General features: G+C 47.8%; 26 protein-coding genes. 2 read left to right on the forward strand and 24 right to left on the reverse strand.

Annotated elements, in window-relative coordinates; genetic code table 11:
* Nucleotides 1–7: 7 nt before the first annotated feature.
* The 17 genes from yqfC to GX019_04940 form a co-directional block, all read right to left on the reverse strand.
* Nucleotides 8–289, reverse strand: a complete 282-nt coding sequence (gene yqfC / locus GX019_04860; GenBank protein ID HHT36489.1) for a sporulation protein YqfC — start codon at nucleotides 287–289, stop codon at nucleotides 8–10.
* A 110-nt stretch (nucleotides 290–399) separates the two neighbouring features.
* Nucleotides 400–876 carry a hypothetical protein gene (locus GX019_04865; protein ID HHT36490.1) on the reverse strand — a complete coding sequence of 159 codons (477 nt, stop codon included), beginning with the start codon at nucleotides 874–876 and terminating at the stop codon, nucleotides 400–402.
* A gap of 24 nt (nucleotides 877–900) precedes the next feature.
* Nucleotides 901–1899, reverse strand: coding sequence for a flotillin-like protein FloA (gene floA / locus GX019_04870; protein ID HHT36491.1), 999 nt, complete (start codon nucleotides 1897–1899; stop codon nucleotides 901–903).
* A 25-nt stretch (nucleotides 1900–1924) separates the two neighbouring features.
* Entirely contained in the window at nucleotides 1925–3199 is a 1275-nt protein-coding gene (locus GX019_04875) for a nodulation protein NfeD (GenBank protein ID HHT36492.1), read from the reverse strand.
* 112 nt (nucleotides 3200–3311) lie between these two features.
* Nucleotides 3312–3494, reverse strand: coding sequence for a 30S ribosomal protein S21 (locus GX019_04880; protein HHT36493.1), 183 nt, complete (start codon nucleotides 3492–3494; stop codon nucleotides 3312–3314).
* 87 nt (nucleotides 3495–3581) lie between these two features.
* Nucleotides 3582–3926, reverse strand: coding sequence for a histidine triad nucleotide-binding protein (locus tag GX019_04885; GenBank protein HHT36494.1), 345 nt, complete (start codon nucleotides 3924–3926; stop codon nucleotides 3582–3584).
* A 46-nt stretch (nucleotides 3927–3972) separates the two neighbouring features.
* Complete coding sequence (gene mtaB, locus GX019_04890; protein ID HHT36495.1) at nucleotides 3973–5280, reverse strand: tRNA (N(6)-L-threonylcarbamoyladenosine(37)-C(2))-methylthiotransferase MtaB; 1308 nt, start codon at nucleotides 5278–5280, stop codon at nucleotides 3973–3975.
* The gene (locus GX019_04895) at nucleotides 5277–6017 is read right to left on the reverse strand and encodes a 16S rRNA (uracil(1498)-N(3))-methyltransferase (GenBank protein ID HHT36496.1); all 741 of its coding nucleotides are present in this window, start codon (nucleotides 6015–6017) and stop codon (nucleotides 5277–5279) included. The genes mtaB and GX019_04895 overlap by 4 nt, the downstream gene beginning before the upstream one ends.
* Nucleotides 6010–6945 (reverse strand): 50S ribosomal protein L11 methyltransferase, encoded by a 936-nt coding sequence (gene prmA / locus GX019_04900; protein ID HHT36497.1) that lies wholly within the window; start codon nucleotides 6943–6945, stop codon nucleotides 6010–6012. The genes GX019_04895 and prmA overlap by 8 nt, the downstream gene beginning before the upstream one ends.
* Before the next feature lie 63 nt (nucleotides 6946–7008).
* Nucleotides 7009–8148, reverse strand: a complete 1140-nt coding sequence (gene dnaJ / locus GX019_04905; protein ID HHT36498.1) for a molecular chaperone DnaJ — start codon at nucleotides 8146–8148, stop codon at nucleotides 7009–7011.
* 17 nt (nucleotides 8149–8165) lie between these two features.
* Nucleotides 8166–10010 (reverse strand): molecular chaperone DnaK, encoded by a 1845-nt coding sequence (gene dnaK / locus GX019_04910; protein HHT36499.1) that lies wholly within the window; start codon nucleotides 10008–10010, stop codon nucleotides 8166–8168.
* A gap of 2 nt (nucleotides 10011–10012) precedes the next feature.
* Nucleotides 10013–10579: a nucleotide exchange factor GrpE gene (gene grpE / locus GX019_04915; protein HHT36500.1), complete on the reverse strand. Its 567-nt coding sequence runs from the start codon at nucleotides 10577–10579 to the stop codon at nucleotides 10013–10015.
* A gap of 24 nt (nucleotides 10580–10603) precedes the next feature.
* On the reverse strand, nucleotides 10604–11626 hold the full coding sequence (gene hrcA, locus GX019_04920; GenBank protein ID HHT36501.1) for a heat-inducible transcription repressor HrcA: 1023 nt from the start codon (nucleotides 11624–11626) through the stop codon (nucleotides 10604–10606).
* A gap of 114 nt (nucleotides 11627–11740) precedes the next feature.
* Complete coding sequence (gene hemW, locus GX019_04925; protein ID HHT36502.1) at nucleotides 11741–12871, reverse strand: radical SAM family heme chaperone HemW; 1131 nt, start codon at nucleotides 12869–12871, stop codon at nucleotides 11741–11743.
* Nucleotides 12872–12875: 4 nt separating this feature from the next.
* The gene (gene lepA / locus GX019_04930) at nucleotides 12876–14672 is read right to left on the reverse strand and encodes an elongation factor 4 (GenBank protein HHT36503.1); all 1797 of its coding nucleotides are present in this window, start codon (nucleotides 14670–14672) and stop codon (nucleotides 12876–12878) included.
* 39 nt (nucleotides 14673–14711) lie between these two features.
* Nucleotides 14712–16298 carry a murein biosynthesis integral membrane protein MurJ gene (murJ, locus tag GX019_04935; GenBank protein HHT36504.1) on the reverse strand — a complete coding sequence of 529 codons (1587 nt, stop codon included), beginning with the start codon at nucleotides 16296–16298 and terminating at the stop codon, nucleotides 14712–14714.
* 33 nt (nucleotides 16299–16331) lie between these two features.
* Nucleotides 16332–17384 (reverse strand): stage II sporulation protein P, encoded by a 1053-nt coding sequence (locus tag GX019_04940; protein ID HHT36505.1) that lies wholly within the window; start codon nucleotides 17382–17384, stop codon nucleotides 16332–16334.
* Between the two features lie 97 nt (nucleotides 17385–17481).
* Between GX019_04940 and GX019_04945 the strand changes: the two genes are divergently transcribed.
* Nucleotides 17482–17961 carry a GerMN domain-containing protein gene (locus GX019_04945; GenBank protein ID HHT36506.1) on the forward strand — a complete coding sequence of 160 codons (480 nt, stop codon included), beginning with the start codon at nucleotides 17482–17484 and terminating at the stop codon, nucleotides 17959–17961.
* A 40-nt stretch (nucleotides 17962–18001) separates the two neighbouring features.
* Here GX019_04945 and GX019_04950 read toward each other — a convergent pair whose 3' ends face one another.
* Nucleotides 18002–19102, reverse strand: a complete 1101-nt coding sequence (locus tag GX019_04950) for a GPR endopeptidase (GenBank protein HHT36507.1) — start codon at nucleotides 19100–19102, stop codon at nucleotides 18002–18004.
* Between the two features lie 131 nt (nucleotides 19103–19233).
* Here GX019_04950 and rpsT point away from each other — a divergent pair, with 131 nt between their 5' ends.
* Nucleotides 19234–19491 (forward strand): 30S ribosomal protein S20, encoded by a 258-nt coding sequence (gene rpsT / locus GX019_04955; GenBank protein ID HHT36508.1) that lies wholly within the window; start codon nucleotides 19234–19236, stop codon nucleotides 19489–19491.
* 57 nt (nucleotides 19492–19548) lie between these two features.
* On the opposite strand, the gene holA is transcribed toward rpsT, so the two are convergent.
* The 6 genes from holA to GX019_04985 all read right to left on the reverse strand — a co-directional run.
* On the reverse strand, nucleotides 19549–20541 hold the full coding sequence (gene holA / locus GX019_04960; GenBank protein ID HHT36509.1) for a DNA polymerase III subunit delta: 993 nt from the start codon (nucleotides 20539–20541) through the stop codon (nucleotides 19549–19551).
* A gap of 45 nt (nucleotides 20542–20586) precedes the next feature.
* Complete coding sequence (locus GX019_04965; GenBank protein HHT36510.1) at nucleotides 20587–22887, reverse strand: DNA internalization-related competence protein ComEC/Rec2; 2301 nt, start codon at nucleotides 22885–22887, stop codon at nucleotides 20587–20589.
* Nucleotides 22874–23389 carry a helix-hairpin-helix domain-containing protein gene (locus GX019_04970; GenBank protein HHT36511.1) on the reverse strand — a complete coding sequence of 172 codons (516 nt, stop codon included), beginning with the start codon at nucleotides 23387–23389 and terminating at the stop codon, nucleotides 22874–22876. The genes GX019_04965 and GX019_04970 overlap by 14 nt, the downstream gene beginning before the upstream one ends.
* A gap of 135 nt (nucleotides 23390–23524) precedes the next feature.
* Nucleotides 23525–24076: a hypothetical protein gene (locus GX019_04975; GenBank protein HHT36512.1), complete on the reverse strand. Its 552-nt coding sequence runs from the start codon at nucleotides 24074–24076 to the stop codon at nucleotides 23525–23527.
* Entirely contained in the window at nucleotides 24069–24665 is a 597-nt protein-coding gene (locus GX019_04980) for an electron transport complex subunit E (GenBank protein ID HHT36513.1), read from the reverse strand. The genes GX019_04975 and GX019_04980 overlap by 8 nt, the downstream gene beginning before the upstream one ends.
* On the reverse strand, nucleotides 24666–24882 hold a 217-nt coding region (locus GX019_04985; GenBank protein ID HHT36514.1), incomplete at its 5' end, for an FMN-binding protein.

Raw genomic sequence — 24882 nt, forward strand, 5'->3', positions numbered from 1 at the left:
CACCCCGCTACTGGTTGACCATTTCAATGGTGAAGATACTGCCCTCGATCTTGATGTCATCCTTTTCAATAAACCGAACTGCCAGCTTTCTGCCATAAACGCGGATAATCCCATCCTTCACCCGCAGCTGAATCTCTTCAGGCGTATATCTTTCAATGCCCTTATGCTTTTCAATCAGCATTTCGCTGTTCCCGATAACTGTGATTCGCGGCAGATCTAATACCACATCTGCCGGCAGGTCCAAAGCAGCAGTCAGTTTTCGCACAGTCCGATTAAAACCGGCACCCATTGCCCCACCTCCAACTATCACCGCTACTTTAAACACTATGCTTATCTACCCGAAAGAATAACTAAAAAGAAAATTCCCGAGACAGAGCTTACCTATCTCGGGAACTTATCTTACCGTAAAGGCCAGGGCCGCAGTGCGCGGGGCTCGCGAAGAATCTCACTTAGGATTACCGCTTCCCGCATCCGCTGCGCTGGAATTCTTTGATCAAAACCTACTTCAGGCTGCTTAGAAACTACCGCTGCAGCCGGTTTTGTTCTGCTGATTCCTTCAGGACCGTCATTTAAATCAAACTCACCCTCAAAATCATCATCAACCCAGTCAGAGTCAAAGCCATCGTCTACATCATCCCATCCATCATCATCAGGCATTGACTGAGTCACTGATTGCGGCTTCGGCTGGGTCTGCAGTACCGGTTGCGCAGCTGCAGGATCAGCCTTAGGTTGAGGTCTCTCCTCTTTAGCAGCAGGCTCCACCCTCGGTATTCGCGGTGAGGCCGTTCGCTTCGGATTCTTCATCGACTGCACCACGGCACTGATTACCGATGCAACCAAGTACAAAACTACGATTACCGAAAAAATTGATTCCATGGCATTCCTCCTCGGAACCAGGAACTACTGCTTTTTGTCACTGCGGCCAGCTTCTGGTTCATCTGTTTTACCAGCTCTGCCAATTGACTGCCTCATGTCTGTATCAGCCATGAGGTTGCGCATCTGGTAATAATCCATAACACCCATTTTGCCTTCACGCAGAGCTTGAGCTAAAGCCTTCGGTACCTCTGCTTCAGCTTCGACTACCCGCGCCCGCATTTCTTCTACGCGAGCCTTCATCTCGTGCTCATAGGCAATCGCTGCGTACCTTCGCTCTGCCGCTTTCGCCATCGCGATGTTTCTATCGGCCTCTGCTTGATCAATTTGGAGCTGAGCACCGATATTGCGTCCTACATCAATATCAGCGATGTCAATAGAAAGAATTTCAAAGGCTGTACCCGAATCCAGGCCTTTTTCCAGCACGGTCTTGGAAATTTGGTCTGGGTTTTCCAAGACAGCTTCATGACTGTCACTTGAACCAACCGTGGTAACAATACCTTCGCCAACGCGGGCAATGATCGTGGACTCTCCGGCACCTCCGACTAACCTGTCAATGTTAGCGCGCACAGTTACCCGAGCCATGGCTTTCAGTTCAATACCATTCTTGGCTACAGCTGAAATGATCGGGGTTTCGATCACCCGCGGATTTACACTCATCTGTACTGCTTCTAATACATTACGTCCCGCCAAATCGATGGCTGCAGCCCGCTCAAACTCCAAGGGAATATCAGCGCGGTGGGCAGCAATAAGCGCATCTACTACGCGGTCAACGTTACCACCGGCAAGATAATGCGCTTCCAGTTTATCAATGGTAACATCCAGTCCCGCCTTTTGAGCTTTGATTAAAGGCAGAATAATCCTGATTGGCGGTACACGCCGGAGCCGCATTCCGATTAAAGTTAGAATTCCTACTTCTACACCTGCGGCCAAAGCAGAAATCCACAGTCCAATCGGAATGAAGGTGAAAAGTGCCGAGACCAGCAGAATAATAACAGCCAGAATAATAATCATCATAGGTTCCATCTAACAGCCTCCTGCAGTTTTTAATCTAATCAGTTTTTTCTGTTACCACTATCCGATTTCCTTCTACAAACACCACCTTTACTTCAGTATTTACAGAAATAAAGGAGCCATCGGAAACTACATCATAGCGATGATCACCGATCTTGACGATGCCTGCGGGTCTTAACGCTGAGACAGTAACCCCTGTTTTTCCAAGTAAATTACTGTAATCTCTGACTCCCTGATATCCTAAGGTTTTCTCCTCGCGAGTAAAGAGAACAAAGCGCTTGAAAGCTGTCGACTTTTTAAAGCGGCGCCACAGCAGAATCATCACCAAAATTACAACTAACAGAGTAATTGTTATGCTGGTTAACGCGGCTGTAAAGCTGTCAAATGAAAGAATAATGCTGCCAAAAATGCTCAACAGCCCCAGAATCCCCACGATTCCAAATCCTGGTACGACAAAAATTTCCAGAATCAGCAGAACAAGCCCTAAGATAAAAAGTGCGATAACTTCTAACCCGGCCAATCCCGCTAGGATTCTGCCGCCAAAAAACAAACCCATTGCTAAAATCCCTACCACTCCTGGCAGCCCAAAGCCCGGCGAGAACAGTTCAATGATAATGCCCAGAAATCCTACGATCAGCAAAATCTGACTCACAGTCGGATCAGTTACGAATCCAGCCAGCCGCTCTGCCCAATTGCGCTCTATTTCCACCACAGGCAGATGGTCGAGATTATAATGAGCTAAAACCTCAGAGCGGTAATTACTGAGAACATCCGCATAGCCAAACTCCAGGGCATCGTGGGCCGTTAACGTTAGCAGCTTACCCGACTCAACCAATCCCTCAATTACCACATCAGCATCCACCATGGCTGCCGCAATATCCGGATCGCGATTGTTACGGAGCGCTGTTGAAGCAAATTCCGCCCGCAAAAACGACACTGTCTTCTCATCGAGAGGACGTGGTTCCGCCGCCCCAATGGTACTGCCACGAGCCATGGCTATATGCGGAGCAGATATGGCAATCAGAGCTCCGGCCGATATCGCCCGCTCTCGCACAAAAGCAATCACCGGGGTATCCATTCTCAGGATATAATCGCGAATTTCAACAGCCGCATCTGCCCGGCCTCCAAAAGTGTTGATCTCAATCAGCACCGCCGCCCGATCCTGAGCCGCCTGTTTTAATCCCCGCAGCACATATTGGGACAACCCCAGTTCGATTGTGCCGTCCACGGAAATAACATAGACTCTAGTCGGATTTAACTGCGCCATGGCCGGGTCTGCACCAGCGAAAACACCGAAAGATAATACCGTCAATAGCAAACAAACAAGAATAGTTTTGCTTTTCATAGCAGTTCTCACCTCCAGCAGGATAGGATTGTAAAAAAAGCCCGACATCAATTAATACTGATATCGAGCTGATACTTGTCTATCGGAATCTGGCGCTTCTCTTGCGCGCAGCTTCAGATTTCTTTTTTCTTCTTACGCTTGGTTTTTCATACTGTTCTCTTTTTCTTACCTCAGACAATACACCAGTCATTCTAACCTGCTTCTTGAAACGGCGTAAAGCACTGTCGAGGGACTCATTTTTACCTACTCTTACTTCTGCCACCCTATATCCCTCCCTCCACAACATCGCGAGCATCATTAAAGACTTTCCCATTCATTATAAACGATAAGCTGAGGTTGGTCAATTATTTTATCCCGGCGGCCACGATAATTTGCGACCCCCTAATAAGTGAAAATGGAGATGATTAACGGTCTGTCCTCCGTCAGCCCCGCAGTTGGTAACCAACCGATACCCATCCTCAAGCTGATATTGGTGAGCTAATTTCTTGACCGCTTCACCAACCTCATAAAGCAGGTCGCGATCATCGGCTCCTATCGCAGAGAGATTGGCAACATGCTTTTTGGGGATGATCAGCACATGGACCGGTGCCTGCGGATTAATATCGGGAAAGGCAACAACATAATCGCTTTCATATACAATATCCGAATCAATCTCTTTTGCAGCTATTTTACAGAATATGCAATCTGCTGCCATAAATCCACACCTCCCTCCACTTAACCCTAGTTTCAAAGTTCTCAACTTAAACCAAAATTCCTGCTGCCTGCCCCTTAGTGATTGCAATAATTTGTACATCAACCATACGGCCGATTAAATCACTGCTGTGCTGATCTGCAGAAAAGGAAACATGAAGATAGTTATCGGTATGACCGCTCAGTTTACCATCAATCTCGCGTTCCACCAGGACCTGGACAGTTTGACCAATAAACTGGCGCTGATACTGATCTGACATCTGCTCTGACAGTGCAATCAGTACATGGCTGCGGCGGTCTTTTTCTGGTCCCTCCACTTGATCTGGAAAATCAGCAGCCAGCGTCCCCTCCCGAGGTGAGTATTTAAATACATGGAGTTTTGCCAGCTGCATCTCAGCAAGAAACTGATGGGTTTCTTCAAACAGCTCCGGAGTTTCTCCGGGAAAACCGACGATTACATCTGTCGTTATGGCTGCTTCAGGCACACGCTCACGCACCAGATTCACAATCCGGCGAAAATCTGCGGTCAGATAGCGGCGCCGCATGCGCTTGAGTACCTGATCACTGCCGCTTTGAAGAGGAATGTGCAGATGCCGGCACACCCTCGGATTATTGGCGATCAGCTCGATCATCTCTTGATCAATTTCATTTGGATCAACAGAGCTGATCCGCACCCGCTCCAACCCGGGCACTGCTGTTATTTGGCGGACAATCGCACTCAACGAACTCTTAGGCTCTAGATCCATCCCATATCCCCCTAGATGGACACCGGTTAAAACGATCTCGCGATAACCCTGAGCGACAATTGCCTCAACTTGTTTAAGCACACTTTCCGGTGTGCGACTCCGGGACGGTCCCCGGGCATAGGGAACTTTGCAGTAAGAGCAGTACTGATTGCATCCATCCTGGATTTTTAGATAGGCACGAGTTCTGCCCTCAAAGGATACCGCATTGAGTTCTTCAAACTCCCGCACCTGAGCAATATTGGCTACCAGCGACTCCTGCTCATTGGGAGCAATGCTTTCTACCAACTCCACAATGCGGTTGCGGTCATCCGTTCCAACGATCAGATTTACCCCAGAAATCGCTTCAATCTGATCTGGATCAGTCTGGGCAAGACAGCCGACCACAACTATCTTAGCGTTTGGATTATTGCGATGGGCTTTGCGGATCATCTGCCGCGATTTTTGATCGCTGATATTGGTTACAGTACAGGTATTGATGATATATACATCTGCACCCTTTTCGTTAAAATCTATAATCTCATACCCTTTGGCTTTAAACTGCGCTGCAATCCCTTCAGAATCATATTGATTCACTTTGCAGCCAAGGGTGTGAATAGCAACTTGCTTGCTCAACCTAAATCACCCCATAGAAATTGTACCAGTGCCAGCACCGTAATTGCAGCCGTCTCCGTCCGCAGAATCCGATTGCCAAGCTTAATGATCTCGCCGCCAAGGCTCTGGACTGCTTCAGCTTCATCCTGGCTAAATCCGCCTTCTGGTCCGATGATCATGCTCACATGCTGAGGATCTAAAGCAGTCAGATCCTTTAGGGTCTGCTCCTCGGCCAGTTCATAAGCCATCAGCAGCAAATGATCCCCTGTTCGAACAGCTAGTTTTGACTTCACTTCCTCAAAACTGTGCGGCACATGAATAGTAGGGATCAAATCTCGTTTACACTGCTTTGCAGCTGATTCAGCAATTTTTTGCCAGCGCTGCTGCCTTTGGTGCTGTTTGTCCTTGGTCAATTTTACAACAGTATGGCGAGAAAAGAAAGGTACAATCTCTGAGACACCTAATTCGACTGCCTTTTGGATAATCAGATCCATTTTATCGCCTTTGGCTACCGCTTGGTACAGTGTAGTTTTTAAAGGTGACTCGGCAGAAATGGTAACTGGTTCCATCAGCTCACATACAACCTTATCTTCGCTGATTTCAGTAATCTCGGCGCGAAACGTTTTGGAATCAACTCCAATTAAAAGTGAATCACCGATATTCTTCCGCAGCACATTGCGCAGATGGTGAGCGTCATCACCTAGAACTACCGCTTGGTTATCATTAACCTGCTCCAAAGTCACAAATACTTTAGTCATTTTCCTCGCTCCGTTTAAATCCAAATAGAACCCATTCACCCTGCTGGCGTTTCAGCAGCAGCTCGAAACCACACTCAGCCGCTTCTGCTCGGACTTCGTCAGCCCGCCTGTCGATTATCCCTGACGCGATCATAATGCCGCCCGGATTAAGCTTTTGATAAGCAGCTGGAAGCAGATCAATAATCACATCGGCGATAATATTAGCTACAATCACATCAGCACTGCCCTGAAGGATGTCGAGGGATCCCTGCTGGCAGTGAATCGCAGCATTATTAATCTCTGCATTTTCTCGACAGACCTCCACTGCCACTGGATCGATATCAACAGCCTCGACAGTGCGGGCGCCCAGCTTAGTAGCAGTAATAGCCAGAAGCCCAGAGCCGGTTCCAATATCCCAAACAGCGCGGTCTTGGACCGGAACCTCCTGAAGAGCCTCAATGCACATTGCAGTTGAAGGGTGAGTGCCTGTGCCAAAAGCCATGCCCGGATCGAGGGTGATGACGATATCATCTGGCTCTGGATTGGTGATAGGATCCCAGCTCGGCTCCACAATTATCCTGCCGATCCGAAGGGGATGGTAATACTGCTTCCAGGCATTAGCCCAGTCATCCTCACAGATAACTTTGGCAGTCAGCTTAACGTTACCAATCTCCAAACCAAACTGACTCAAACCTTTAACAGCTTGCTCTATTTCAGTCAACTCTGCCTCAGATTTTTGGTCGTAGAAATATGCTTTTACAAGGATGTGATCTCCACTGCCGGCAAACTCCGGATAAAAATCGCCCCAATTATTAGCCTGCGCTTCTTCAATTAAAGCATCACCTTCAAACGCCACTCCCTGCGCGCCGTATCTGGTAAGCAGCTCACTTACTGCTTCGGAGGCCTCCTGATGCACCAAAATCGCAACTTCCTGCCAATACTTACTCACTCTGTCACATCCTTATCATTAGATTAGTAAAAAAGTGGCGGAAATACCCGCCACAATCCATGATCAGCGCAGCGCATCTTTGACCTTATCAAAAAAGCTTTTCGTCTCATCAGGCACTGAATTGCCGCTGGCTGCTGCAAATTCTCTTAAAATCTGCTTCTGTTTGCTGTTTAATTTCGTCGGTGTAACGACCCTAATTCTTACCAGCTGATCTCCACGGCCGTAGCCACGGACGTCAGTAATACCTTTACCCCGGAGACGCATCACTTTTCCGCTCTGAGTTCCTTCGGCAATCCGCATTTTCACAGCTCCCTCTAAGGTGGGAACTTCAATTTCATCGCCTAAAGCCGCCTGCACAAAGGTTATGGGAACTTCACAGATAACATCATTGCCCTCACGGGTAAAAATCTTATGGGGTTTTACATTAACAGCCACAAGCAGGTCGCCGTAAGGACCGCCGTAACTGCCTGCTTCGCCCTGTCCGCCTACCCGCACCACCTGGCCATCATTGATTCCAGCAGGAATTTTAACGGTAATCTTGCGGGTCTGGCGCACCCTGCCGCTGCCGTGGCAGACTGTACAGGCTTTCTCATAAGTTTTGCCTTCGCCGCCGCAGCGCGTACAGGTGCGGCTGGTTTGAACCGCACCGAATGGCGTGCGCTGCACGCTCCGCACCTGCCCGGTGCCATTGCAGTCAGGACAGGTTTTTATCGGTGTGCCCGGTTCAGCCTGATTCCCGTGACAGTGGGAGCAGATTTCGGTTCGAGGAATTTCGATTGTTTTTTCGACTCCAAAGGCAGCCTCCTCAAATTCGATAGTCATGTTATAGCGGAGATCCGCGCCTTTGCGCGGACGTCTTTGCTGACTGGAGCTGCTGCCGCCAAAAAACATATCTGCAAAAATATCGCCTAAATCTTCAAACCCAAATCCGAAATCGCCAAAGCCGCCGAATCCTCCAAAACCGCCGCCTGCTCCGCCATTTTCAAAGGCCGCATGACCAAACTGATCATATTGGCTCCGGCTTTCGGGATCGCTTAAAACCCGATAAGCTTCATTAATCTGCTTGAACCGCTCTTCTGCATCAGGTTCTTTGTTCACATCAGGATGATATTCCCGAGCCAAACGCCGATATGCTTTTTTGATTTCATCCTGGGAGGCATCTCTGGAGACGCCCAGTGTTTCATAATAATCCTGTTTGGCCATGGGACCACCACCTTAGCTTACTTCTGATCATTTTCTTCTGTAAACTCCGCGTCTACGATATCGTCTGCAGTATCTGCTCCTTCGGCTGCTCCCTGCTGTCCGGCATGCTGTTGACTGGCTTGAGCCTGCTCATAGATCTTCTGGGACAATTTGTGGAGTATTTCATCCATGGCTTTCATCTTAGCCTTAATTTCGTCCATATCCTCGCCTTCAGCAGCTTTTCTCAGCGCTTCTTTCGCGGCTTCAATTTCCTCCTTTTCAGCGTCAGAAACCTTATCGCCGAGCTCATTAACAGTTTTTTCTGCTGCGTAAATGCTGGTATCAGCTTGATTCTTCAGGTCAATTAATTCGCGGCGCTTTTTGTCTTCTTCAGCATGAGCTTCCGCTTCCTTAACCATTTTTTCGATATCAGCCTCGGTTAAGCCGCCTGAGGATGTAACAGTAATTTTCTGCTCTTTTCCGGTACCCAGATCTTTCGCCGAAACATTAACAATACCGTTGCGGTCAATGTCAAACGTAACTTCGATTTGAGGTATACCGCGCGGTGCCGGAGGAATCCCTGTCAGTTGGAATTGGCCTAAAGTCACATTATCTTTTGCCAGCGGACGTTCACCCTGCAGCACATGAATGTCTACTGCCGGTTGGTTATCAGCAGCTGTAGTGAAAATCTTAGTTTCCCGGCAGGGAATCGGAGTATTGCGCTTAATTAGAGTGGTCATTACGCCCCCGAGAGTCTCAATTCCCAATGACAGGGGAGTTACGTCAACCAGGACTAATCCCTGTCCCTTTTCAAATTCGCCAGCCAGCATACCCGCTTGAATCGCTGCCCCCATGGCTACACACTCATCAGGGTTAATGCCTTTGTACGGTTCTTTGCCCATCTCCCGCTCAATCGCTTCCTGAACAGCTGGAATCCGTGTTGAACCGCCCACTAAAATCACGCGATGAATCTCCTGCGGTGTCAACCCTGCATCAGACATTGCCTGCCGCAGCGGAACCATAGTGGCTTCAACTAAATCAGCAGTGAGCTCATTAAATTTCGCCCGGGTAATCGTGATATCCATATGAAGCGGCCCGGCAGAGCTCGCGCTGATAAAAGGCAGATTGACATTGGTCTGCGGCAGCCCGGATAGTTCGATTTTAGCTTTCTCAGCTGCTTCCTTTAGGCGCTGCATCGCCATTTTATCCTGATTGAGATCCACTCCGTACTCTTTCTTAAACTCATCAATTAAGTAGCGGATGATTCTTTCATCAAAATCATCGCCGCCGAGGCGGTTGTTGCCGCTGGTGGCTTTGACACCTATATAACCCTTGTCAAGTTCGAGAATAGACACGTCAAATGTGCCACCGCCCAAATCGTAGACCAAAACAATCTGCTCTTCATCCTTATCCAAACCATAAGCTACCGAAGCTGCAGTGGGTTCGTTTATAATTCTCAATACTTCCAAACCAGCGATGGCTCCAGCATCCTTCGTAGCCTGTCTCTGCGCATCAGTAAAATAAGCTGGAACAGTGATTACTGCTTGATCTACACTTTCACCTAAGTAGTTCTCTGCTTCTTCTTTTAATTTGCGCAGAATCATTGCCGAAATCTCTTGGGGAGTATAATCCTTGCCATCTATGTTAACTTTGTAGTCTGTGCCCATGTGACGCTTAATGGACATGATCGTCCGATCCGGATTAGTGACTGCCTGTCTCTTGGCCACCTGTCCCACCAAGCGCTCCCCGTCTTGAGTGAATGCAACTACTGACGCAGTGGTGCGGCTGCCTTCCGCATTAGGAATAACAACAGCATCTCCACCTTCTAACACAGCTACAACTGAATTTGTAGTGCCTAAGTCGATGCCTATAACTTTTCCCATCTTTACTCCTCCTCATTTTGCTTGTTCGGGGCAACTTGCACCATACTTGCCCGCAGCAATTTATCTTTAAATAAGTATCCTTTCTGCAGCTCTGCAGTAACAATCAGGTCTGACCCTTGTCCCTGCATACTGACAGCCTCATGAATGTTGGGATCAAAAGGCTGGCCTACAGCATTAATCGGCTGCAGACCCTGCCTGCAGAGACAATCAAGCAGCTGATTAAAAATCATTTTTACACCAGAAACATAGGGCGAATCATCAGCGGCATTGAGTGCCCGCTCAAAATTATCAATCACAGGCAGCAGTTCAGCCATCAAGTTTTGATTAGCAGTAGCTCGGATCGCTTCAATCGACGCTTCACTGCGCCGCTTGTAGTTATCAAAATCAGCCTTCAATCTCAGCAGCTGATTTACTAACCCGTCCCTTTCCTGCTCCCACTGCTTTGTCAGAAGCTCAATTTGATCCTCTGATTTCTGTTCATCCTGATCAACTGCTTGCTCCAGGTCCTCCTGTTCAATCTCTTCAACTGTTTCTTCACTGCACAGTTCATGTTCCTTATTCTCCTTCAACACTCTACCTCCTTAACTTCACCACTATTTAACCAGCTCAGTTAAAACTTCGCTGAGAGAATTAGCAATTAACTCCACAACCGAATACACGTTAGCATAATCCATTCGAGTTGGACCCATTACACCGATCGCACCGATCACTTCCCCACTAATTGAATATGTGGAGGTGACCACACTGCATTCATGGATTTCGACAATCGGTATTTCATGGCCGATGGCAACCTGCACTCCGGTTACTTTGCTGAGACTGCTGATTAAATCAGAGATAACTCCCTTCTGCTCCAGCAGACTCAAAAATCCTTTAGTCCGGTCCAAATCCTTAAACTCCGGCTGTTCAAATATGCGGATCGCTCCATTTAAATAGATCTTCTCATCATTCGAATCAACCAGCTCACTGACGAGAATTTCTAATACAGCTGCTCCAAGCGTTCCATACTCACTGCTGATCTCCCGAATTAAACTCGAGCGCAGATCGCGATAAGTAACTCCTTTAAGCCGATTCGTCAACTGCTGGGATATCTGATGCAGTGTCTGCGGATCATACTTTTCATCAGTTCGTACAATGCGATTCTGCACAATCCCGGGATGCAGAACTAAAACCACCAGCACACGTGACTCATCCAATGCCAGCAGCTGGATCTGCTCAATCATGCAGCTTTCCAGCTGAGGGGCAACAACAATTGCTACCAGATTTGTCAGAAGTGCCAGCAGCTTCGAAGCTTCCTGGATCAAAAGCTCTACCTGCTGACTATATGCGGCTATACGCCGATATATTTCCATGCGCTTATGCTCAGGAACCGGTTCAGGTTCCATCAATACATCTACATAAAAACGATAGCCTTTATCCGAAGGTATTCTACCCGCTGAAATGTGCGGTTGAATAATATATCCAGTTTCTTCCAAGTCAGCCATCTCGTTGCGAATAGTGGCAGGCGATACACCAAGATTATAGCGGCGAGCAATCGTGCGAGATCCTACCGGCTCAGCAGAACGAATGTAATCATCGATAATCGCCTGCAGCACCATGATTTTCCGTTCATTCAACAACAATACTCGCCTCCTTTCGGCACTTTAGCACTCGCTACCTTAGAGTGCTAACATCCATCATTCATAAGGTACCACTCTGCCATCTATTTGTCAAGGCTGGAGAGCTTACGGTTTTCAGCGAAGAAATGCGGAAAATACCAGATTACCTAAGAATATTCCCTGTTTGGTTAGACGCAAAAATCCATCCCGGCTCTCAAGCAGTCCCCGATCAATCAGGTCGGTTACTGCATTGGCGTATACATCTTTAATGGAAACATTAAAGCGGTTAAAGAAAGCCGCTTCGTCAACCCCTTCAATTAACCGCAGACCCAGCATCATCGTTTCATCCATCTCGGTCTCGCGGTCAACATACTCACCGGAGACAGCAGCCGGAATACCGGACAGCCAGTTTTTGGTATACAAAAAAACATCCGCAGGATTGTGCGCGCGCAGGCGGTTAAAGTAACCATGGGCCCCGCTGCCTAGTCCAAGATAGAACTGATTGTGCCAGTAAATCAGATTATGCCGGGACTCCATGCCCGGCAGCGCGTAATTTGAGATTTCATAGTGGTGGTAGCCTAACTGCGGCAGGTAGGCTTGAGTAAACTCAAACATCCCCACAGCCTCATCCTCATCCGGCAGGATCAGTGTACCGCGGTAGTACTCTTCAAAAAACGGAGTCCCTTTCTCAAGAATCAGTGAGTAGCAGGAAAAATGAGTCGGCTGCAGAGCAGCCGCTGCTTCCAATCCCGCCTGCCAGTCTGTGAGTTTTTGATCCGGCAGTCCTTCAATTAAATCCAAATTAATGTTGCTTATCCCATATTTCCTGATTAACTCAACACCGCGGTAGATATCATCAACGCTGTGAGTTCTGCCGATGCGCCTCAGCAGATCATTTTGAAATGCCTGCGCTCCCAAGCTGATGCGGTTAACTCCAGCTTCGGCCATTGCTTCAAGTTTGGCTGGGGTAAGGGTGCCGGGGTTTGCTTCCACCGTCAGCTCAAAGCCGGATGCAAAGTTGAACTCTGCTGTCAACTGCCTGATCAGGCGGCTTAACTGCTCAGCTGTGAGCAGAGTCGGAGATCCCCCACCAATATAAAGAGTGCTGCAGGTCCTGCCTCCAAGCTGATCTGCCCAATACCTGATTTCACGGCTTAGGGCAACCAGATAATCTTCAATTACGGAACTTCCAGCTACTATTGAGTGAAAGTCGCAGTAACCGCACTTATTTGCGCAGAATGGGATATGCACATAGACACCAAGCATTTTTCTACTCCACTTCCAGGATAGCCATAAAGGCTTCCTGCGGCACCTCAACACTGCCGAGGCTCTTCATCCGTTTTTTACCTTCCTTCTGCTTCTCCAGAAGCTTGCGCTTGCGGGACACGTCGCCCCCGTAGCATTTTGCCAGTACGTCTTTGCGGAGTGCCCGAACTGTTTCCCTGGCAATTACTTTGTTTCCGATAGCAGCCTGGATCGGCACCTCAAACTGCTGCCTTGGAATTAAATCCTTTAGTTTTCTCGCTAAACTCCGTCCCCGTACAGCCGCTCGATCGCGGTGAATAATGCAGGACAAGGCATCAACGGGCTTTCCATTTAAAAGAATGTCCAGTTTAACCAGATCCGACTCCCGATAATCGGTGAACTCATAATCAAAGGAAGCATATCCTTTCGTCCGCGATTTCAGGCGGTCAAAAAAGTCCATGAGAATTTCACTTAAAGGCATCTCATATTCAACCCGCACCCGCTCCGGGGTGATATATTCCATGTTCTTAAACTCGCCCCGGCGCTCTTGACCGAGTTCCATCACTACACCTACAAACTCATCAGGCACCACCATTGTCGCCAGCACATATGGTTCAGAAATGTATTCAATCTTCTGCACCGGCGGGAAGTGGGCAGGATTATCTATATCAAGTACGGTTCCATCAGTCTGAGTAATGCGGTAGACAACGCTCGGCGCGGTAGCAATGATATTTAAGTCGAATTCTCTTTCCAACCGCTCCTGAATAATCTCCATATGGAGCAGTCCCAAGAAGCCGCACCGATAGCCAAAACCAAGAGCTGCAGATGTCTCAGCTTCAAAAGTGAGAGCTGCGTCGTTAAGCTGCAGCTTTTCTAGAGCATCCCGCAGTTCAACATACTGCTCATTCTCAACGGGATAAAGTCCACAGTAGACCATGGGCTTAGCAGGCTGATACCCCGGCAGCGGCTCATCAGCTGGGCGATCAGCATGGGTAATCGTATCTCCGACCCGTGTGTCTTTGACATCTTTCATGCTGGCAATTACACAGCCAACTTCTCCCGGCATCAGCTTCGCAACTGGCGTCATATGGGGCTGCAGCACACCTAGTTCCGTCACCTCAAAGGTGCGTCCACTGCTCATCATCTGGATTTCGTCCCCAACCTTTAAAGCCCCGTCAAAAATCCTCACATAAGCAACAGCACCCCGATATGTATCGTAGTGAGAATCAAAGATCAGCGCCTGCAGCTTTTCCTCAGGATCACCTTTGGGAGCAGGGATTCGGGTAACAACCGCCTCCAAAATATCGGTGATCCCCTCACCGGTCTTGGCGCTCGTTAGGATCGCCTCGCTGCTGTCTATGCCGATTGTTTCTTCAAGTTCCTTTTTCACCCGTTCCGGATCGGCGTTGGGAAGATCAATTTTATTGATTACAGGAATAATCTCTAGATCATGCTCGAGTGCCAGATAAAGATTGGCTAAAGTTTGAGCCTCAATACCCTGAGAAGCGTCTATGACCAGCAGTGCTCCCTCGCAGGCAGCAAGACTGCGGGACACCTCATACGAGAAGTCCACATGGCCTGGCGTATCGATGAGATTGAGGGTGTATTCCTGCCCATCCCTAGCCTGGTAAGTTAAGCGCACAGCAGTCAGCTTGATCGTAATTCCCCGTTCCCGCTCAAGATCCATGGAATCGAGCATCTGCTCGGAAACCTCCCTCTGGGTTACAGTCCCAGTTGCCTCCAGCAGCCGGTCTGCCAAGGTTGATTTCCCATGATCGATATGAGCAATGATACAAAAATTTCTGATCTGCTTTTGATTCATAATCTATCTAGTCCTTTATACCAATATTTCATAACTGCGTCAGCGGCGTTTCCGTACCAGCCGCTCTTTAATAATATCCAACACAAAGATCGGTTCGTTCATTCGCAAAAGAAAACTCATGATTACATAAACTAACACTCCAACAGCAATTGCGCTGAATGTCTGCAGCAGACGTCCCGTTGTGCTCACCAGATTGACATACTGCGCAGCAAACATGGCAGTATAATGAGTGCAGGGAGCCATAACCGCTGCAGCAGCTAAAGCTCGGACAGCTGTGTCAAGTATCCGCCGGCCATCAACAGCTCCGAGTTTTTTGCGGAGTGACCAAACCAAAATCAGCATCTGGATTAAGCTTGTTATGGAGAATGCCAGCGCCAATCCGCCGGTATCGAGGTTTGTCCACTTTAACAGTGAAATGCTGATAACAAAGTTAAGTATAACAGTTACAAAACCGACTTTAACGGGTGTAACTGTATCCTGCAGTGAATAAAATACTCTAGTCAGAATCTGCAGTCCTGCCTGAGCGATCAGCCCCGCAGAATAAAATAGTAAAGTGTAAGCGGTAATCGCTGTATCCTGACTGGTAAACTCGCCGGTTTCAAACAAAAGTCTGACAATGGGCACTCGTAAAACTGCCATCCCCACCGCTGAAGGTACCGTAATATAAAATACCAGACGCAGTCCGAATGAGAAGGTTTCTTTCAGCTCGGCCATTTCATTTTTGGCAGCCTGCCTGGCCAGCGTTGGGAAAATTGCGGTAGAAAGTCCCATTGCAAAAATACCTAAGGGAAAATTGATTAAGCGGTTAGCGAGCCTAAGGGCCACAATCGAACCTGTTTCTAATAAAGAAGCAAGGTTTTGCCCTACAATCATATTAATCTGCGCAATAGACAAGCCCAGAATTGCCGGCAGCATCAGCTTAAACATTCTCTGCATACCCGGGTGCTTAAAGTCAACTAGTCGGCGATAATAACTGCGGCCCAGCTGGACTACGGTTGGAAATTGAATGAAAAAACTGCCAAAGGAACCCACAACCGTACCGTAAGCCATGCCCACAATACCAAAAATCGGTCCTAAGACATAAGCGCTTAGGATTTGCGCAGAGTTATAAATTAATGGCCCGATGGCTGGTAGAGTAAACTTTTGATAAGAATTCAGCACACCCATGCTGATACCGGATAAGGCAGTAAAGAACACCGCCGGAAAAGTTATCCGCATCAATTTTACCAGCAGACTCCTCTGTTCTCCTTCAAAACCAATTCCAACCAATGGAGCCAGAATCGGTGTGAAGATTATTCCTAAAATGGTCATCATAACCAGCAGTGTGCCGGTCAGATTAATGAAGGAGCTGGCCACATGCCACGCCTGTTTTTCATCATCCTTGGCCAGATACTGGGTAAACACCGGGATAAATGCGGAGCTGATTACGCCTCCGACTAAAAGCTGATACATTAAGTCCGGGATTGCAAACGCGGCAAAGAAGACATCTGTCTCCCACGTTCTGCCGAAAACAGTAGCGATAGCCCGTTCCCGCACAAATCCAAGCACACGGCTGAGAAAGATTGCGAACATCACGATCCCGGCAGCCCGGGCAACCCTTTGTTTCGAACTGGAAATATCGGCCATATCTTCTGCTCCTTCAACTAAACCTAAGTTTCATTATAGCATTTTTGCTATGATGGTGGCAACCAGTTCGGCCGCCAGCAGTGCTTCTTCGATAGTATTTTCAACTGATCCTATCTCTATCACAATACTGTTTTCGTGAAGATGCTGATTATAGCGGGCGTCACGCCGAATCTGCACGGGGCGCATAAATCCAGGATACATCTGCTCGGCTAAGCGGTAGAATTCCATGGCAAACTCATAGTTTTTGCGCCAATTCGGATGGTTTTGGGGAATATCTTGAGCCGTAGCTACTACCAACAACACCCGCGCCACCCTTTTGCCGTCAATCATTACAACCCGGTCCGGAACACCAGCATCGCGATGAACGTCAAAAACAAAACGCACACCCGGATTCTGCTCAAGCAGCCGTCGGGCTGTCCGCTCTGAGTTGATATACGAACCGCTCAGGCTCGGCCAATCATGAATAGTAGTGTCATGGATAACACCGATACCCTGACTCCGCAGGGCTTGCGCCAAGTGCTTGCCCACCTCCATTATACCAGTTATTTTGGTATCGTGGTTGGAACTGAATACATAATGGGAGTTTTGGTAATTCCCTTCAGCAGCTGTCTGCCCCAAATACATTTCTGATGAGTGCGTGTGATAGATCAGCACCTGCGGTTCAAGAGACAAAGAAACTACACCTGGTGACTGAGATGTTTCTTGACTTTGGGGTTGAAAAGGATCAGGAGCGAATGTCAGCTCAGGAATAAAAACAAGCGGTCTTTCCTCAGAAATCAGCATCTGCTCGGCTTGTCTCATTAGCGGTATGGTATTTTTCAGCAGCGTATCGGGATTGCCGAGATCGTAATCTGTGAGCAGATAGATCAGCGAACGCAGTGTGTACTCCCATCCAGGGCTGTACTCTTCCTGATCACCGACAACCGGGATCCCCAAAGTTATCACACTGCGCGCTAACGAGTGATCAAAGCCAATATCACTGAAAAAAAGCTGATAGCTGAAATATCCGATTAACAAACACAGAATGATGATGAAAATCATGGACAAGATGGATGCGCTTGGATAGCGGCTGCGGTGTCGTGCCACGCTTACACCTCTTTCGCTGGATCTAGCACATTATATTTGTCCACTGCCAAAAATATGTTAAGCTATAACTAAGACTAATGGAAAGAAGTGATGTCTCATGCGCTATTTCTTAATTCTGCTTTTAATCGCCAGCCTGGCTTTATCCGGTTACTTAGCCTATCAACTCTATCAGTTACAACAAAACGACCATGTTGTTGTGCATTTCATCCGCGCTACACCCACCAACTTTCTCCTAGTACCCGTGGTAAGGTCTGTTTCTGCGCCAGCCTCACCTGAAAAAGCATTAAAACAGCTGCTGGCAGGCCCTACCGCAGCTGAAACTGAACTAACTCCTTCTGTTCCCTCCGGGACAAAACTTCTAGGCTTGACGATTGAGAACAAAACTGCCATCGCTGACTTTTCCAAAGAAATACAGACAAATTTTGTCGGCGGCAGCCAACTGGAAAGCCACTTGGTGCAGGCAATCGCAGCCGCGCTCACTCAGTTTCCAGAAATCGACCGGGTGAGGATCCTCATCGAAGGAAAGCCGGTAGAAAGCATTGCCGGTCATGTTTATATTGACTATGATCTCCCCTAAACAGGAGAACACCCCTGGCTTATTCAGCAGGGGTGATTTTTTAGCTGAGGTATTGGAAGATCTCGCTGTAATCAACTGCCTCGTGGAAGGCAGTGTTCAAGCCTCCGGCAATCACATTGGTCACATCATCAATCAAATCATCAATCTCTTTAGGTGTGACAATCATGCTGCCCATATATGGTTCCAGCACCTGAGCGAGCATCTGGCGCTTTTGATCCGGATTCATCTGGGGCTGCGGCTGATGCGGCGAAGTTTGAGCTTGGGTTGGTGAACCCATGATACTCTGCGGATCGAGATTAAAGGTTGTTTTTTTCGGGAGTTCTTGAGCGCGCTGTTTTTGATCCGGATCTTCACCGCTGATGATATCCATTGCATCAGAAACAATCGTTGAGGCATGTACAACTGTCGGTACTCCGATCGCAAAAACCGGAATACCCAAGGTCTCTTCGTTGATTGCCATGCGTTTGTTGCCAACTCCGGAGCCGGGATGGATACCAGTATCCGATATTTGGATAGTACTGCACAGTCTGCTCACACTGCGGCTTGCTAAAGCGTCGATGCAGATAACTGCTTTAGCCTCGATCTGGCCCACAATTCCGCGGATTATTTCTCCTGTTTCAATCCCAGTTAAACCAAGTACTCCAGGAGCAATCGCAGCAATTGGGCGCAGTCCCTTCCTCAGCTCAGGAGGGGAAAACTCAAGCAGGTGCCGGGTAACCATCAGTTCTCCAACAACCTTTGGTCCAAGGGCATCAGGTGTCGCATTCCAATTACCAAGTCCTACAACCAGCACCGAATCTTCTGGTCCTAACTGATGCTGGTCAATGAACCACTGAATCTCCTTTGCAACCAAAACACCTAAATCTTGATGGATTTCCCGATTATGACTCCGCAGCCCGGGCGCTTCAATGGTAGAGTAATTTCCCGGGGCTTTGCCGATCAAGCGGGCTCCCACTTCATTTTCAACAGTGACCCGGCTGATAGAGGCGTACTCGGTTTCTTCATTTTTTACAATCACTCCAGGCAGTTCGGGCGGACCTTCCCGCTCGACAATCACCTCGTGAGCTTCAATCGCCAAGTCTGTTCGAACTCCATATTTATCTAGAAACTCCTGCTGATAAGGATCTAGAAATTTTTCCATCCTGGCTGCCACTCCTTTATCAAACATTCTGTTGATATAATGTCCGAGATAGGGTAGAATCATGTATTGAAATCCCGAACAGATGATGATATAATAACTTGCGGTGATTAATCTAACGGAGGTGACAATCAGTGCCAAACATTAAGTCTGCTGAAAAGAGAGTTCGCACCAGCGCAGTGAGAAGAGTTCGCAACGCATCAGCTAAATCTGCCTTAAGAACATCGATCAAGAGATTTGAAACTGCTCTCAGTGAGAACGATCCGAACGTTGAAGTTTACTTACGCAGCGCCGTTAGAGCTTTGGATAAAGCTGCTTCCAAAGGCTTGATTCATAAAAACACAGCTGCCCGTAAAAAGTCACGCCTGACCAGAAAACTGGCAGCTAATTAAAGCTGATAGAAAGCGTAACTATATAAAAAATCGCCCGCAGAATGCAGGGCGCTTTTTTTATAAGCAGATATTGATGATTAACTGCTCCATAGTTTGATACGGATCAGCTCCAAATTTCAGTTCGTTATCGGCGGCGACGATCTGCTGCAAACCACTGTATAGTTCTTCGAGAGTAAATTTATTCTTATACTTTTCCGCTTGTTTTAACGCATAATCACTGTTCTCTCCCATAGCTTGAGCAGCAGCGGAAATACTCATCCGCCCCCGGGTTTTAGCAGCTAACAGCAGACGCAGCTGCCGTTCGATCAGCGGCAGGATTCTTAGGGGCGGTTCTTTTGCATCAAGGAGCTGGGTTAAAATGGTTAAAGCTTGATCGACATCTCTAGCTGATACAGCGTCAGTTAAATCAAAGATTCCGCCGTGCTCAAGCTGATCTGGCGGTGTGGATGTTACAGCAAACACATCATCCTCTGTGATAGTCGCCTCATCACCTGTATAGAGAATCAGTTTATCCAGCTCATTAGCAATCAGATTTAAGTCTGTTCCCACCTTAGCCAAAAACTTCTGCACTGCTGGCTGAGGCATTTTTTTATCCCGCAGCCTGAGGTAATCCAGGACCCACCGCACTAAATTCTCACCTTTTATTCCCAGGCACTCTACCTCAACACCTAGTTTGAGCAGTCCCTTAACTGCCTTTAGACGCCGATCTAACTTATTAAAAAATAAGGCTAGACAGTTTGTCTCTGTAGCCTTCGCTAATCCGTCTGCCAGTTTGTTTAGAAACTCAGCATCAAGAACATCGGCATCGGTTAAGGCAATTATTTTAGTACCGCCACCCCATGGGGTGGTCTGCAGTTCCCGCATAACATCGGCCGGCTGCAGTTCTTTATCCGGTGTCAGATTGACCCAATTCCAATCCAGAATTCCATCCTGCTCTGCCCGTCTCTGCAGTGTGGTATAGATCTCTTTTTGAAGATACTGGTTTTCTCCATGAATAATATACAGCCGTGCCAGCGGCTGGGTCAATATGCGCTCCTTTATTTTATTCAAGGCACATCCTCCTAGTAACGACTCCTGCTGCAGATTAGGTTTTCGCTATTTAGACTTTGAATACCTGCCGAGCATTCCTGCCCAAATATAGAATGACACGGCTCCCTCTTGATCAGTTCTTGCTGTCTTGATCCCCATGTCCGCAAGGAACTCCATTACATCCGGATCAGGATGGCCAAAAGAGTTTTTACCCACTGTCACAACAGCGTAGTCAGGCTGTACAGTTTGATAAAATTGAGGCAGGAGTGCAGTTTTACTGCCGTGGTGAGGGACTTTAATCAAATCGACTTGGGGTAGATTGCCGCGCTGCAGCAGGTCAATCATACCCTCCCAGTCCAAATCACCGGTAAAAAGCACATTTCTGCCCTGATAATTAAGATTAATTACTAAACTGTTATTGTTTAAATCAGACCCAGTCCCAGCCAAAAGCTGGTCCGGATGGAAAATCTCTAACCGTACACCGCCCCGCAGCAGCAGCTGATCACCAGCTCTTAACTGTCGATAGGGAATATGCTTAGAATCGATCAGCTCCAAATACTTTACATAAGTGGCAGTTGTATGAGGCTGACCATTATCCAGTACCATTCCTACGCTGAAGTTTTCCAGCACCGCAAGCAGACCAAACAAATGATCTTCATGAGGATGGCTGAGAATAACCAGATCGATGTGTTCCACTCCCTTATACTGCAGGTACGGAACCACGGTTTCTAAGCCAACATTTCTGCCCCTCAGCTGCCAGTAAACCGAATCTCCGCCGCCATCAATCAAAATATGCTGCTTATACGGAGTGCGGATGAAAATGCAGTCTCCCTGACCGACATCAAGAAAGGTAATTTCAAGGGGTATGCGAACTGGTTGGGGCATACTTAGGATCATAACCAAAGTTAAGATCCTAGAGCTCACCTTGATTAATGTTGGTTTCCCAATCCTAATATACTCTTTTCTAACCTGTAAACCCATCCAAGAGAAGAGCAAAAACCAGCCCCAAACAAGAGAAAAGGATTTGATCGGAACTGATATCACACACCCGAGGTTTGAAAGGAGTCGACAGAGGAGGTCCGTTAAACCAGTGACTCTGTCTAGTAAAAATCCTCCTAGAAACGCAAGTCTCCCAAATGCCCCTAAAACCAGTCCGCCTACCAGCAAGATTGAGACAAAAGGAAGCATTAAGTAAGTCGCGATGGGACCCATCAGCGCAGCTTCCGAAAAATGATAAAGTAAGAGTGGAAATATACTCAGCTGCGCAGCAAGGGAAATCGCGATCGAATTGACAAAGTGCTTTATAATCCTTGATACCCATCCGCCTGTTATTCTGGCAGTTAGTTTTCTTATCAACGGATTCCATAGAATAATTCCGCCGCTGGCAGCAAAAGAAAGCTGAAAACCTATCTGCCAAAGATAGCTTGGAGAAATAACAAGCATAATAGTACCAATTAAACTCCATAAGTGCAGTCCATCCAAATGACGGTTTGATCCGAAAGCAGCGATTACAGCTGCCAGCCAGGCCCGCCAAGCAGAAGGTTTAGCACCGCTTAACAGCACATAAACAAGCAGCAGCACCGTGAACAGCACTGTTTTAAAGGTCTGGGAACCCGGCATAGGACGCAGTACTGCCCAGATAAATACTGCAAGTAAGCCGATATGCATTCCCGATATAGATAATAAATGGGCTATACCCAGCTGTTCCCACCAAGCAAGCTGCTGAGCGCTGAGTTCACTGCGATCACCTAACACTATGGCGGTGAGCAGCTGCGGAGAACGCATATTTTCTCGATAATTATTTTTTACATATTCCCGCAGGCTGTTCAGAAAAAGCCTAGCGCGGTTCTTCTTTTCTAAGACTGTAAACTCATCGACTTCCACAAAGGCATACACGCCCTGCCCCCGCAGATAACTTCGGTAATCAAATTCGCCCGGATTGCGGGCGCTGTCCGGTTTTGTGACGCGCCCGCAAACGGACAACCAAAGCCCTGGTGCAAGATCGACATCCAGCGGCAGATGCACGGCCAATTTGGCCTTAAGCTCTGGGGATTGGACAATAACCCGCTGGTAGTAGGTTAATCTCCGCACACTGACAACTTCTCCTGTAACTGCTGCTTGGAAATCTGCATCCGGCAGAATACCCATATCGGTAACGCCGAGCAAGTATCCAGCACAGATCATCAGCAGCCAGAAAAATCCTACCGCTCCGCTCTTTCCCCGATACTCAAGGAAGAACCAGCATACTGCAATTACCCCAGCCACTGCTGCAGCAATTACTGCGTACTCTGCATACTGCGACAAATAGATTCCCACAGCCAGCAGGGGAAAAACAAGAAGGAAAGGACGAGTTTTATTGTTCAACATGCGGTACAGCTAAGCAGATAAACGGTTTAATTCTTTCTAATCTTTTTTGTCCAATCCCAGATACGGTCAGAAGATCCTCAAACTTGAGGAAGAACTTTTCGCGGCGCTTTTCAATTATTCTTTCAGCTAACACCGAACCTATTCCGGGCAGCTGCTGCAGCTCTTTGGAGACAGCCCAGTTGATGTGAATCAACTTGCATTCCTCTAAATCATGCTCTGTTCCGTCTGGATTAAGAGCCTTGGTTACTGCGATCGGAATCTCTCCATCAGCCGGCGCCGCAGATCCTGCGCTTAATTCGTCCAGCTCTTCTGCTCCAGTTGAATCTGTTATTTCGTTCAAATCATTAGATTCTCTTAATTGTGCAGATGCAGGTGGGCCTGCTGCATCTGCAGCTGCCAAAAAGCGCACTGCTTTTTGGCGGGACACAAAGAGGTCAATACCGTTTCCAATCAGAATCATGGCAACCAACGCGAAAACGATCACGCGCTGCCGCGCAGTCATTTATCTTACTCCCTTCTGACCTCTTCCCTTGGGTGCATTTTTTCTATTCGACATAATCCCGCAAAATCCTCCTTATTTGCCATTTTTCTGAATACCGTGCGTAAAAGAAAAGGTGGAGGATCGCCTCCACCTTTTCTATAACCGGTATCCCATCAGCGCCAGCGCCAATAAGGCCGCTGATATCAGCAGGATGGGGACCCCCCTAAACGGTTTTGGAACATTCGCTAACGCCAGACGTTCCCTTATCCCAGCCATAACAATCAACACTAAACCATAACCTACAGCGCATGCTGCTCCATAACCGACTATCGCTGCCCCTGCTGGCAGATCTTGAGGAATGCCTAAGAGCACCCCGATCAAAGCAGAGTTTATGAAAGCGGTCAAAAGTGATTGCTCCGGCTCTAGAGCCAAAGCCTGTGCCAAAACTTTATTCCACAGCAGACCGGATGCCAAAGCAATCGCCAAATAAGCCGGAAGCTGCATGCCAAAATGAGTTGGTATTAATGGTTCTGCCAGCCATACTAAAGCGCAAGCTGTCAGTGTCGAAACAAGCATCATAACCGAGCTTTTGAAAGCTGTTCCGATCGATTTGGTGAAACGAAGCAGGGCGTAGACTCCTAAACCCTGAAACAGAATCAAATTGTGTGTAATAACACCATCTGTCAAGAATTGCAGGCTGCTATTCATTAATTTCGCCTCCCTTACCGCTTATTGCATTAAAGAGAGCCATCAGCAGGCCCACAATTACAAATCCTCCGGGAACAGTTGCCGCCAGTGAAAAAGGCGCAAGAGTGCCTTTCAGCACAGCGACTCCAAAGAATTGGCCTAAGCCAACAAATTCCCTGATTATGCCGATCAAAGTTAGCGCTGCTGTATAGCCAATTCCCATGCCTACCGCATCAAGGACCCTGGCTGCGGGAGCTGCTTTCCAGGATAATCGCTGCAAAACAAAGCTGTTGACTGCAATGAGGGGGAAATAGATCCCCAGCTGTACCATAAGCTCAGGCTGGTAAGCTGCCACCAATCGATATAATAGTGTTGTAAACACAGCCGCGGAGGCAAAGTCAACATAGATACCAACATCTTTACTTACAAGTTTTGATACCGCGATTTTAACCAGCACGGATGCCAGCAGCACAACTGCAGACGCCGCGCCAATGTACACTCCGTTAATGGCTAAATGGGTAATGCCCAGTGCCGGTACCAGTCCGACAGCCAAGCGGAAAACTGGATTCTCGCTCCAGATGCCCTTAATAAATTCTTTTCCAACCGACATTTATTGTGCCTCCTTTCCACTGACTGCCGCTGATACAGCTCCAAGCAAGCCCTTACTGGTCATAGTTGCTCCCGATTTAACGTCTACCAAGCTCTGACTCTCAACAATCTGAGGAATCAGCTCTGCAAAGGTAGGCTCAGCAATGAAACCGGTATCCGAATGCTCTACTACATCGATTGCGGTAACTTTGCCGCCGCTTACAGTCACATCTACTAAA

The organism is Bacillota bacterium (genome assembly GCA_012837335.1).
Classification (GTDB): domain Bacteria; phylum Bacillota; class Limnochordia; order Darwinibacteriales; family DTU012; genus DTU012.